Source organism: Pseudomonas sp. 02C 26 (genome assembly GCF_002843585.1).
GTDB lineage: Bacteria > Pseudomonadota > Gammaproteobacteria > Pseudomonadales > Pseudomonadaceae > Aquipseudomonas > Aquipseudomonas shirazensis.
Genome location: NZ_CP025262.1, coordinates 2,608,728 through 2,621,080 on the forward strand (window position 1 = coordinate 2,608,728; position 12,353 = coordinate 2,621,080).

At 62.8% G+C, this 12,353-nt stretch carries 9 protein-coding genes; 3 read left to right on the plus strand and 6 right to left on the minus strand.

Annotation, left to right across the window (positions count from 1 at the left end; translation table 11 throughout):
• Positions 1–207: 207 nt before the first annotated feature.
• Entirely contained in the window at positions 208–2,562 is a 2,355-nt protein-coding gene (locus tag CXQ80_RS11800; RefSeq protein ID WP_256585755.1) for a bifunctional diguanylate cyclase/phosphodiesterase, read from the minus strand.
• Between the two features lie 25 nt (positions 2,563–2,587).
• Between CXQ80_RS11800 and CXQ80_RS11805 the strand changes: the two genes are divergently transcribed.
• Together CXQ80_RS11805 and CXQ80_RS11810 are read left to right on the plus strand one after the other, a co-directional pair.
• A complete protein-coding gene (locus CXQ80_RS11805; RefSeq protein ID WP_101319606.1) occupies positions 2,588–4,207 on the plus strand; it encodes an NADP-dependent glyceraldehyde-3-phosphate dehydrogenase in 1,620 nt (539 codons plus the stop codon).
• Positions 4,208–4,296: 89 nt separating this feature from the next.
• Positions 4,297–5,490 (plus strand): hypothetical protein, encoded by a 1,194-nt coding sequence (locus tag CXQ80_RS11810; RefSeq protein ID WP_101319609.1) that lies wholly within the window; start codon positions 4,297–4,299, stop codon positions 5,488–5,490.
• A 42-nt stretch (positions 5,491–5,532) separates the two neighbouring features.
• Here the strand turns inward: CXQ80_RS11810 and yiaY are convergent, their stop codons facing one another.
• The 5 genes from yiaY to CXQ80_RS11835 form a co-directional block, all read right to left on the minus strand.
• Positions 5,533–6,681: an L-threonine dehydrogenase gene (yiaY, locus tag CXQ80_RS11815; RefSeq protein ID WP_101319611.1), complete on the minus strand. Its 1,149-nt coding sequence runs from the start codon at positions 6,679–6,681 to the stop codon at positions 5,533–5,535.
• Between the two features lie 105 nt (positions 6,682–6,786).
• Positions 6,787–8,343 (minus strand): threonine ammonia-lyase, biosynthetic, encoded by a 1,557-nt coding sequence (ilvA, locus tag CXQ80_RS11820; RefSeq protein WP_101319613.1) that lies wholly within the window; start codon positions 8,341–8,343, stop codon positions 6,787–6,789.
• Between the two features lie 186 nt (positions 8,344–8,529).
• The gene (locus tag CXQ80_RS11825) at positions 8,530–8,961 is read right to left on the minus strand and encodes a PACE efflux transporter (RefSeq protein ID WP_101319615.1); all 432 of its coding nucleotides are present in this window, start codon (positions 8,959–8,961) and stop codon (positions 8,530–8,532) included.
• A gap of 54 nt (positions 8,962–9,015) precedes the next feature.
• Positions 9,016–10,311 (minus strand): ATP-binding protein, encoded by a 1,296-nt coding sequence (locus CXQ80_RS11830; RefSeq protein ID WP_101319617.1) that lies wholly within the window; start codon positions 10,309–10,311, stop codon positions 9,016–9,018.
• A gap of 7 nt (positions 10,312–10,318) precedes the next feature.
• On the minus strand, positions 10,319–11,020 hold the full coding sequence (locus CXQ80_RS11835; protein ID WP_101319619.1) for a response regulator transcription factor: 702 nt from the start codon (positions 11,018–11,020) through the stop codon (positions 10,319–10,321).
• Positions 11,021–11,177: 157 nt separating this feature from the next.
• Between CXQ80_RS11835 and CXQ80_RS11840 the strand changes: the two genes are divergently transcribed.
• Complete coding sequence (locus CXQ80_RS11840) at positions 11,178–12,353, plus strand: efflux RND transporter periplasmic adaptor subunit (protein WP_101319621.1); 1,176 nt, start codon at positions 11,178–11,180, stop codon at positions 12,351–12,353.

A 12,353-nucleotide genomic window follows, 5' to 3' on the forward strand; every position in this document is an offset into this window, starting at 1 on the left:
CTTCAATGTCCTTGGCAAAAGCCATCCAGGCAAAACGCAGGGTCATCATCAACGCGCAGGAAAACGCGCCTAACTTATTGAAAGTTAATGCAATAGCTGTATGACTTCGCACTCATAATTGGTAACAATTAAAGATGCAAGGTAGCCCCTTTGCAAGCGGCATTTTGACAGCATGGCGCATGCTTTTATGGCGTCAAATTTTATCTTTCAGGTTGTACTGACTGGGCTGCGTTGACGCGCTGCCAACCACGCCTGCAGGGCGGCTGCGGGCATCGGCCGCGCCATCAGATACCCTTGCCCCTGATCGCAACCTGCGTTGCGCAGGAAGTCGTACTGCGCCTGGGTTTCGATCCCCTCACCGGTGATCCGGAAACCCAAGGCATGGCCCAGGTCGATAATTGCCCGGGCAACGGCTACCGCGTCATCATCGTCAGGCAGGTCCTTGATGAACGCACGATCGATCTTCAGGTGATCGATGGGCAGCGAGCGCAGATAGGCCAAGGATGAGTAGCCGGTACCGAAGTCATCGACTGCAGTCGCCACGCCCATTGCCTGCAGTTGCGCGAGCACGGCGCAGGCCTGTTGTTGGCTCTCCATCAACAGGCTTTCGGTAATTTCCACTTCCAGCAACTGCGCTGGCAGCCCATGACTGGCCAAAGCGCCGGCCAGGCTGCTGACGTAATCACTGCGCTCGATCTGCAGCGCGGCAACGTTGATGGCCAGCGGTCCTGGCAAGCAGTCTGTGTTGCGCCAGCTGGCCAGCTGCGCGCAGGCCAGTTCCAGCACGCGCTCGCCCAGCGGGATGATCAAACCGGTCTGCTCGGCCAAAGGCACGAACTCGCCGGGCGCAACCAGGCCATGCACCGGATCACGCCAGCGCAGCAGCGCTTCAACGCCTTCTACCCGGCCGCTGAACAGGTCGATCTTGGGCTGGTACCACAACTCGAATTCATTGTGCTGCAAGGCGCGGCGCAGGTTGCGCTCCATCTCCAGACGCTGCTGCAGGCGTGCAGTCATGTCCGGATGGTAAGGGCGCCAGGCATTGCGGCCGTTTTCCTTGGCGACGTACATCGCGGTGTCGGCATGACGCAGCAGGCTGTCGACATCATTGCCCTGCTGCGGGCACCAGGCCAGGCCGATGCTGCCGGTGACCAGCGCCGCGCTGCCATTGAGATCGAAGGGCCGCTGCAACGCCCGCAGGATCCCCTGCACCTGCTGGCTGACCTGGCTCTGGCTGCCCTGCAGCATGAACACGAACTCATCACCGCCCATGCGGCAAACCCGATCGCCTTTGTTCAGCTCTTGCAGAAACCGCGCCGTTGCCTGTTGCAACAACAGGTCGCCCATCGCGTGGCCGAGGCTGTCGTTGACCTGCTTGAAGCCGTCGATGTCCAGCATCAATACAGCCAGGCCATGGCCTTGATTGATGGCAGCGGCCAACTGCTGCTGGAACAACACTCGATTGGGCAGCCCGGTAATGGTGTCGTAGTGGGCCAGCCGCACAAGCTGCGCCTGCGACTCGCGCAGCTCGCGGTTACGCCGTTGCAGCAGACGCCGGCTACGGTTGAGCTGAGCAACGAACAAGCTGAACAAGCCGGTAAAACTCAGGGCGAACAGGAACAGCGGCGAAGTGAACAAGGCCAGCGCAGGCCAACCTTCGCGAGGTTCGGCGACCAATTGCCAACGGCCACCCGGCACCTCGACGGTCTGCGTCAGCAGCGGCTCTTTGAACAGCCCGGCATTGCCCCAGATCATGCCGCCTTCGGCACCTTTACCGTCGCTGCCGCGCACGGCCAGGTCAATCGGCAGCTCCGGGCCGATACCGGCGGCCTGCAGCAAACGCTCGATATCGGCAACGGTAGAGACATTGCCCCAGTAGAATTTGACCCCACGCTTGCCGTTGACGAACACCGGGCGCCGGTAAATCAGCGCTTCACCGCCCTGGTGGAGCTTGACCGGGCCGGCCAGTACAGGCTGTTGCCGTTGCCGGGCGAGCTCGAGCATGGCGTATTGGTCAGGCAGGGTATGGTAGTCCAGGCCAATGACGGACAGATTGCCCCCACGTGGGTGCACGTCATTGATCACATCGCCTGGCGCCAGGGCTACATGCCGCATGTACGGCACCGAAGCCAGCGCCTCACGCGCCATGCCGCGAAAGTGCTCGGCGCTGATCACGCCATCGGCCGTGATCAGCTGGGCGATGCCCTCGGTCTCGCCAAACGCAGCGCGCAACTGCGCCTCAAGAGCGACCCTCACCCCCGATAATTGTGTAGCCACATGCGCCACCTGCTCGAGCTGCTGGCGCTGCATGTCTATGCGGCCCAGCAAAACTGACAGACCAATACCGATCAAGGCAAAGCCTACCGGCAACAGGCGGTTGATACCGCGCCGCACCGGGTTGGCGGCGGGCACTGAGGGATCTTGGTCGAGGAAAGCACTGATCATGAATGCGCGGTCGCAGGTCGATGGATTGTGTATCGGCGCAGGTTGGGCAATGTTGAGCCAGACTGGTGTTTTTCCTCGTGCGAGCGCATGCTCGAACAGCTGAAGCGTTTCACCCATACACTAATCGTGAGGTGCAGTATTCATGGACAGTCTGCTCGATTCGTTGTTTCCAACCGCCGATGACATCCCCGAGGCCTGGCGCCTCGGGCCGCCGCTGGAGCAACGCGATTATCTGGTCAATGGCGAACTGCGCCAGTGGCCTGGCCCGCTGGCCACCGTGCGCAGCCCGATCTGGCTCAAGCATGGCGATGAAGAGCAGCAAGTCATCCTCGGCAGCGCACCGTTGCTGGACGCCGACACTGCACTGACGGCGCTGGACGCTGCAGTCCATGCTTACGACAAAGGCCGCGGTGCCTGGCCGACCATGCGTGTGGCCGAGCGGATCGAGCATGTGCAGGCGTTCCTTGACCGGATGCGCGAGCAACGCACGGCGGTGGTCAAGCTGCTGATGTGGGAAATCGGCAAGAACCTCAAGGATTCCGAGAAGGAGTTCGACCGCACCTGCGATTACATCGTCGATACCATCAATGCTCTGAAAGACCTCGACCGACGCTCCAGCCGCTTCGAGCTCGAGCAAGGCACGCTCGGCCAGATCCGGCGCGCACCGCTGGGCGTAGCGTTGTGCATGGGGCCCTACAACTACCCGTTGAACGAAACCTTCACCACGCTGATCCCGGCGTTGATCATGGGCAACACCGTGGTGTTCAAACCGGCCAAGTTCGGCGTGCTTCTGATCAGGCCGCTGCTGGAAGCGTTCCGCGACAGCTTCCCGCCGGGGGTGATCAACGTGATCTACGGCCGTGGGCGAGAAACCGTCAGCGCGTTGATGGCCAGCGGCAAGGTCGATGTGTTCGCCTTTATTGGTACGCACAAGGCCGCCAGCGACCTGAAAAAACTCCACCCGCGCCCGCACCGCCTGCGCGCAGCATTGGGCCTGGATGCCAAGAACCCAGGCATCGTGCTGCCCCAGGTCGACCTCGACAATGCAGTCGACGAAGCCGTCACCGGCGCGTTGTCGTTCAACGGCCAGCGTTGCACCGCGTTGAAGATCCTGTTCGTGCACGAAGATGTGGTCGACGCGTTCCTCGACAAGTTCCAGCGTAAACTGGCTGCCCTCAAGCCTGGCATGCCGTGGGCCCCGGGTGTGGCGCTGACGCCGCTGCCCGAGCAAGGCAAGGTCGACTACCTAAACGGCCTGGTTGCCGATGCCACTGGCAAAGGTGCACGGGTGCTCAATGAAGGTGGTGGCCAGAGCCGCGGTTCGTTCTTCTTCCCTGCCCTGCTCTACCCGGTCAGCGCCGACATGCGCGTCTATCAAGAAGAGCAGTTTGGCCCGGTTGTACCGGTGGTGCCGTACCGCGACCTGGAGACGGTGATCGAGTACGTGCTCGACTCAGACTACGGTCAACAGCTCAGCCTGTTCGGCAATGACCCGGCCACCATTGGCAGCCTGGTCGATACCTTCGCCAATCAGGTTGGCCGGATCAACCTCAATGCGCAGTGCCAGCGCGGGCCGGACACCTATCCTTTCAACGGGCGCAAGAACAGCGCTGAAGGCACCTTGTCGGTGCACGACGCACTGCGGGTATTCTCGATCCGTACCTTGGTAGCCACCAAGTTCCAGGAGGCCAACAAGGAGCTGATCAGCGAGATCATCCGTAATCGCCAGTCGAGCTTCCTGACCACCGATTACATCTTCTAGCCGCCTGCAAGGGGTCGGCCTCCAGCTTCAAGTTGAAAGCAGCCGCGCTTTGCTTGAAGCTTGGGGCTTGTAGCTGGGAGCTGCTCCACATGCGAATCATCGAAAAAAACGCCAGCCTGGTGCGAAGCCTGACCCTGGCCGAGGAAGAACTGCTGGCAGGCTTTGCTGCCGGCAGCCTGACCGGGCCGGCGGTGCTGCAGGCCAATCAGATGCTGATGAAGGTGCGCAGCGCCAACCAGTGGCTAGCCTGTGACTGTCGCAAGGACGCCTTGCCGGTGCTTAACATTGCCCTCAATGGCGATACTGGCAGGCTGGTCCTGCGCAATAATCCGGACACCCCCGAACATACCCCTGGCTGCCCGTTCAGCAAGGATGAGCGCGAGGCTGAACAGAGCCGCCACGAGAGCACACCGCCGCCCGCGTGGCTTGCACCGGACACGCCGCTGGGCCTGATTGGCGACTTCCGCAAGGCCAGCGAGCAAGGCCCCGCCGGCCCGGTCAACGAGGCTGCCGAACGCCGGGCACAACAGCACCTACTGTCGCTGCTGCTGACCTGGATCGAAATCAGCGGCCTCAACGTCTATGCCAGCCACCTGAAAAAGGACCTCACCGCGCAGTTCGCCGAGCTGCGCAGCGTGGCCAGCCGTTACCCATTGCTCGAGCGCGTGCCGGCCAGCAACTATTTGGAAACGCGGCTGGACATGAAGCACATGATGATGCTCAAAGCACGCCTGCGTGAGGCGACGGTGTTCGGCAATCACCGTCGGCATGGCTTGCTGCTCGACTGCGTCGATCAGATCAAGGGGCGCAAGCTGTTCAATCCCCGCAGTGAGGATGGCTTCGACTTCCAGGGCCATCATCTGTACTGGGGTGGCAACCGCACCAGCGGTCCGCTGCTGGCCCTGGCGCTGTACTCGCCGGCCACTGCCGGGAGCAACTTCTATGAGTTGATCCACGTTGCCAGCGTGCCGGTGCTGTCACGCGCGCATCTGTTCCCGGTGTACCGCGACGAAGAACGCGAACCGCTCAAGGCGTTGGTGTCGCTGATCGACTGGATGGCCAGCAAAGGGGTCAAGGTGCTGATGCGCCGGCCGGTGATTGGAGGCCAGGTAATGGATGAGCTGGTGCTGACCTCGGATCAGGACCGGGTGTTGTCAGTGTCACTGCTGGAACAGCCGGTCGGGCCGGAGCCCGACACCGAGCACTTCAAGCGTTACGCCGACTTCAAAAGCCTGGAGACCTTCCGCAAGTTTGTCGCCGGGTTTTTCATGCGCGAGCGCTGAAACGGCCTGGCCCCGCGTGGGGCCCGGCCGTGCTGGAACGGCTCAGAACGCCGCGCGGAAGATTGCTTCGATTTCCGCCTGGCTGGCGGTGCGTGGATTGGTCACGCCACAGGCGTCCTTCAACGCATTTTCAGCCAGCAGCGGCACGTCCTGCATACGCGCGCCAAGTTCTGCCAGGCCTGCAGGAATGCCAACCGCCGCGGCCAGGTGCTCGATCGCCGAAATCGCTGCGCCAGCGCCTTGCTCTGCATCCAGCCCACACACCTTGATCCCCATCGCCTTGGCGACGTCGCGCAAACGCGGCGAGCTGACCTTGGCGTTGAAGCGCTGCACGTGCGGCAGCAGCACCGCATTGCACACGCCATGGGGCAAGTCATACAAGCCGCCGAGTTGGTGCGCCATGGCATGCACGAACCCCAACGACGCATTATTGAAGGCCATGCCTGCCAGGAACTGCGCGTAGGCCATGTTCTCCCGCGCCTGCAGGTTGCTGCCATCGGCGACGGCCTGGCGCAGGTTGTCGCTGATCAGGCTAATGGCTTTTAGCGCGCAGGCGTCGGTAATCGGCGTGGCAGCGGTGGAAACGTAGGCTTCGATAGCGTGAGTCAGAGCATCCATGCCGGTGGCTGCAGTCAGGCCCTTGGGCATGGCAACCATCAGCGCCGGGTCGTTGACCGAGAGGATCGGCGTCACGTTGCGGTCGACAATGGCCATTTTCACCTGGCGGGCTTCGTCGGTGATGATGCAGAAACGGGTCATTTCGCTGGCGGTGCCGGCGGTGGTGTTGATCGCAATCAGCGGCAGTTGCGGCTTGCTCGAGCGGTCAACCCCTTCGTAGTCACTGATCCGCCCACCATTGGTAGCGCACAGGGCGATACCCTTGGCGCAGTCGTGGGGCGACCCGCCGCCCAGCGAGACGATGCAGTCGCAGTGTTCACGTTGCAACACGGCCAGGCCTGCTTCGACGTTGGCAATGGTTGGGTTGGGCCGCGCGCCGTCAAACACCACGGCATCGATATCACGCATGGCGAGCAGGCCGGCAATGCGCTCGGCAACGCCAGCCCGGGCCAGGCCCTGGTCGGTGACGATCAATGCCTTGCGCAGGCCGTAGCCAGCGATGGCAGTCATCGCTTCGTCCAGGCAATCAATGCCCATGATATTCACGGCGGGGATGAAAAAGGTGCTGCTCATGGGGGCGGATCCTCAAGGTCTGTCTACCTTGAGAATCTGCCCAATCGCGGCCCACCGTGTTGATCCACAGCAATGATCAATCCGCCAGGCAGACCGACTATCGGCTTAGCCGAGGAATAACCGATAGGCAGGGTTGTCGGTCTCGTCCCAGTAGCGGTAACCCATCTCATCCAGAGCAGCCGGCAGGCCCACCAGCTCCTCGTCGGGGACTTCCAGCGCGGCGAACACCCGCGCTTCGGCGGCACCATGGTTGCGGTAGTGGAACAGACTGATGTTCCAGCGTTTGCCCAAGCGCTCGAGGAAGCCCATCAACGCCCCTGGCCGCTCCGGAAACTCGAAGCGCAGCACCCGCTCATTGCTGCCTGGGGCAGCGTGCCCGCCGACGGTATGGCGCACATGCAGCTTGGCCAGTTCGTTGTCGGTCAGATCGAGCACCTGATAGCCCTGCCCGCTCAAGCTGGCCAACAACTGCTCGCGAGGGTCAGTCAGCGGGTGGGTCTGCACGCCCACGAACAGGCGGGCTTCCTTGCCTGGGTAAAAGCGGTAGTTGAACTCGGTGATCTGGCGCTTGCCCAGCGCTTGGCAGAAGGCGCGGAAGCTGCCGGGCTGCTCGGGAATGGTCACGGCAATGATCGCCTCGCGCTGCTCACCCAGCTCGGCCCGCTCGGCAACATGGCGCAGGCGGTCGAAGTTGACGTTGGCGCCGGAGTCGATCGCCACCAGCGTTTGCCCTTTTGCGCCCTCGCGGGCGACATATTTCTTGATCCCGGCCACGGCCAGCGCGCCGGATGGCTCGGTGATCGAGCGGGTGTCGTCATAGATGTCCTTGATTGCCGCACACAGCTCGTCGCTGCTGACGGTGATCACTTCATCGACAAAGTGCCGGCATAGTTCAAAGCAGTGCGCGCCGATCTGCGCCACCGCCACACCATCGGCAAAGGTGCCGACCTGGGGCAGGATCACCCGTTCGCCCGCCGCCAGTGCCGCTTGCAGGCAGTTGGAATCGTGCGGTTCGACGCCGATCACCTTGATCTCGGGGCGCAGGTATTTGACGTAGGCAGCAATGCCGGCGATCAGGCCACCGCCACCCACCGGCACGAAGATCGCATCCAGCGCGCCCGGCTGCTGGCGGAGGATTTCCATAGCTACGGTGCCTTGCCCGGCGATTACATCAGGGTCGTCGAACGGCGGCACGAAGGTCGCGCCATGCTCGTCGGCCAAGCGCAGCGCGTGGGCCAGCGCATGGGGGAAGCTTTCGCCATGCAACACCACATTACCGCCGCGCGAACGCACACCCTCTATCTTCAGGGTTGGCGTGGTGGTGGGCATGACGATAGTTGCCTGCAAACCCAGATGGGCAGCGGCCAGGGCGACGCCCTGAGCATGGTTGCCGGCAGAAGCGGTGATCACGCCGCGCTCGCGCTGGGCTGCGGTCAGGCGCGACAGGCGGGTGTAAGCGCCGCGGATCTTGAAGGAGAACGTCGGTTGCAGGTCTTCGCGCTTGAGCAGGACCTGGTTGCCAAGGCTGGCCGAGAGCGCCGCAGCGCCTTGCAGTGGAGTTTCAATGGCCAGGTCATACACCGGCGCAGCAAGAATACGCCGCACTTGCTCGGTTAGCAGTTGCGCGGGCGTGAGACGCGGGTTGACGTTGAGATTGGTCATCGATGACTCCTGGTGGTTGCGGTATTGCCCAGGAGTCAGAGAAAACAAACCCGCCTCCAGGGCGGGTTAGGTGCACGTACGCGCTAGCCCGCCAATCCGATAATGGCGGTAATAATAATGTTCAGGGCGCGACGCTGCGGGAAGGTATTCATGGGTAAGGAACTTATCCTGTTGCGCTACAAGCCGTCAACACTTGGCTTGCTGCGCCGAGAGCGGCACATCGAAGACCTTGTCGAAGCCCCACTGGAACACGAACGCGTAGACGAAGAAAAACGCGAACAGCGCCAGGTTGGTGAGCAATGCCGCCCACAGGCTGATATCCAGCCAGTACGCCACCAGTGGCAGCAACAACACAACCAGCCCGCCTTCAAAGCCCAGTGCGTGGAGGATGCGCCGCAGGACGGTGCGCTTGCGTTTGGTCTGGCGCGCCTCCCAGCGCTCGAACGCCCAGTTGAAGGCCATGTTCCAGCTCATCGCAACCCCGGACATGAGCACCGACAGCGCCGTCGAGTGGGCCATGCCGGCATCGAACATCAGCGCCAGGGCAGGGGCTACGCAGGCCACGGCGATGACTTCGTAGCAGATGGCCTGAACAATCTTGCGGGCCTTGCCTTGCATGTACGACTCCTGGGAGAAACGGCCCGCAAACGGTACGCCGCTTACCGGCGATGTTCAAGCCGCCGGCAAGCGTATGCGGAACTGCGCCCCGCCGAGCGCCGACTGGGAAACCGTGAGTGTGCCGCCCTGCCCTTCGATTGCCCGCCGGCTGATCGCCAGGCCCAGGCCAAAGCCGCCGCTATTGCGATCGCGGCTGCGGTCCAGCCGATAGAACGGCTGGAAGATCCGCTCGCGCTCCTCCTGCGGGATGCCGATGCCGTCGTCCTCAACCGTAAGCAGACAAGCGCCGTCCTCCAGGCGCAGGCGCAGCAGCAGCTTTTCGTCGCAATAACGCATGGCATTGCGTACCAGGTTTTGCACGGCGCGGGCGGTCAGGCGCGGGTCGAGGACGAAGCGCGGCAGGTTGGCCTCGGCTTTGACTTCCCACTGAACACCACGACTATCAAGCTCCTCGGCAAAACCGCCAAGGACGCTGTCGACCAGCTCCAGCAGCGACACTTCCACCCGTTCGTTGGCCTGCCCGGCGGTTTGCAGCCGGCTGTAGGACAACAACTCGAGGACCAGCTCATCCAGCTCGCGAACGTGGCCGACCAGCTCCAGCAAGCGCTTGCGGTTGGCTGGCGGCACTTCGTCAAACAGCAACACCAGACCAAAATCCAGCCGGGTCAGCGGCGTGCGCAGTTCGTGCGAGACGGCATTGAGCAGTTCACGTTGTTCGTTGACGTGCCGCTCCAGGTCGCTGGCCATGGTGTCGAACACACCGGCCAGTTCACCGATGTTGGAGCGCGCAGATATCTGCGTGCGCGCGGTTAGTTGCCCTTCGCCGAGACGCCGCGCGGTTTTCTTGAGCCGCTGCAGATCCCGCCAGTGTGGCCACACCCAGCCCAACAGGCAGCCGAGCAAGGCGGCACCGATCAGCACGGTCACGCCCCAGGACAGCAGGTTGATGTCGACCGGATCGGGCGGGCTGTGCAGGCTTACCAGCCACTCGCTGTTCAGCGCCGCCATTGCCGTTCGGTAGTAACCCCAGTCGCCCAGGCGCACAACATGCAAGCCTGCCTGCAGGCGCTCGCGTTCGGGCGCCGTTAGCGTAGCCTGATCCCAGCGCAGCAGTTGCACCTGCAACGGGCGGAAAATATCCGCCACTTCACGCTCGACAGCCGGCCATTGCTCAGCCGGTGCCTGCTGGAACTGGCGCACGATCAAGGTTTGCACGCCCCTGGCCTGGTCTTGGTTGAAGGCCATGAAACGTTCATGGAAAGCACCAACGATGGCATCGGGGATCAACAACAACGCGCCGGCGTAGGCAACGATGATCAGCAGGTAGAGGCGTACCAGAATCTTCAGCATGGTGCCTTCAGTACTCCCATTCGCCGCGGCTGAACAGGTAACCCTTGCCCCACACGGTCTTGATTTTGCGCGCTTCGCCGGCGTTGTCGTCGAACCTGCGCCGCAGCTTGGAGATCGCCACGTCCACCGAGCGATCGGTGCCGTTGAACTCGATGCCCCGCAACTGTTGCAGGATGCGGTCGCGGCTGAGCACTTCACCGGCGTTGCGCGCCAGCACCACCAGCAGGTTGTACTCACCGCTGGACAGCTCGACTGCCTCGCCGCGCCAATTCACCGTGCGCTCGGCCAGATTGATAAGCAACCCGCCGACCTGGATCACATCGCTTTCAAGGTGCGGTTCATTGACGCTGCTGCGACGCAGCAAGGTGCGTACTCGGGCCAGCAGCACCCGCGGCTCGCAGGGCTTGCTGACATAATCGTCAGCGCCCATTTCCAGGCCCAGCACCTGGTCGTGGCTATCGTCGCGGGCAGTCAGCATGAGAATCGGCAGGCACTGTGATTCCTGGCGCAGCAAACGGCATACCTGCAAACCATCCAGGCCGGGCAGCATCAGGTCGAGGATGACCAGATCAGGCCGCTGCCGCCGGCATTCGTCCAGCACCTGATCGCCGCGAGCAATGACGGTGACGTGGAAATCGTTGCGCTGCAGGTAGCTGGCAATCAGTTCGGACAACGCGCTGTCGTCTTCAACCAGAAGAATGTTCGGCATAAGTAGCTTGGCTGAGGGAAGTCAGTAATGAGGATATAGATCCTACGCAGCCGCAGCCGTTTTCCTTACACTTTTTCACATACGCCCTACAGTGCTTCACAGCTTATTAGTGGCCAGGTGCTTTAGCATAGCGCCGGTCATTATCGGAAAGCTGCGTATGTCTAACTATCCAACACTCCCCCTGCGCCATCTGGCGCCTTTGGCGCTGCTCGGTGTACTGCTCGCCGGCTGCGACAGCGCTGCCAAGCCAGACGACCAAGCGCCTCCGGCGCAGGTGCGGGTTGAGACCGTGCAGGTCCAGCCGCTGGCGATCACCAGCGAACTGAGCGGTCGCATCCTTGCCCCGCGCACCGCCGAAGTGCGTGCACGGGTGGCTGGCGTGGTGCTCAAGCGGGTTTATCGCGAGGGCAGCGACGTCAAACAGGGTGATGTGTTGTTCCTGATCGACCCGGCGCCGTTCAAGGCAGACCTCGACAGCGCCCGCGCCACCCTGGCCCGCGCCGAGGCGACCCGCTATCAAGCGCGCCTGCAGGATCAACGCTACGGCGAGCTGGTGGCCGACAAGGCCGTCAGCCGCCAGGAATACGACAACGCCCACGCCGCCTTGCTGCAAGCCGACGCCGAAGTTGCCCAGGCCAAAGCCGCGCTCGATCGCGCCCGGCTGAGCCTGGGTTATGCTACCGTCACCGCGCCGATTGCCGGGCGCATTGGCCGCGCGCTGGTCACCGAGGGCGCGCTGGTCGGGCAGAACGAAAGCACGCCGCTGGCGACGATCCAGCAATTGAACCCAATCCACGCCGACGTCACCCAGTCGACCCGCGAGCTGACCGCCCTGCGCCGGGCGCTGCGGGCCGGTGAGCTAAGCCAGGTCGGCGAGGATCAAGCCAAGGCCACCCTGATTCAGGATGACGGCAGTGCCTATCCGCTGCCGGGCAAGCTGCTGTTCTCGGACATCAGTGTCGACCCGAGCACCAACCAGATCACCCTACGCAGCGAATTCCCCAACCCGGACCTCGACCTGCTGCCCGGCAGCTACGTGCGCGTGCGCCTGGAGCAGGCGGTACAACCCAAGGGCATCAGCGTGCCGCAGCGGGCCATCCTGCGTGACAGCGCAGGCGTGGCCAAAGTCATGCTGGTCGATCAGCAGGACCAGGTCGTTGCCCGCGAAGTGGTCCTGGGCAATGCCCAGGGCGATCGCTGGATCGTCAATGAAGGCCTGCAGCCTGGCGACCGCGTGGTAATCGAAGGCCTGCAACACATCAAGGCCGGCGATCAGGTGCAGGTTGACCCAACAGCTGACGCCAACCCCATCGTCCAGCACAACGGCCAGTGA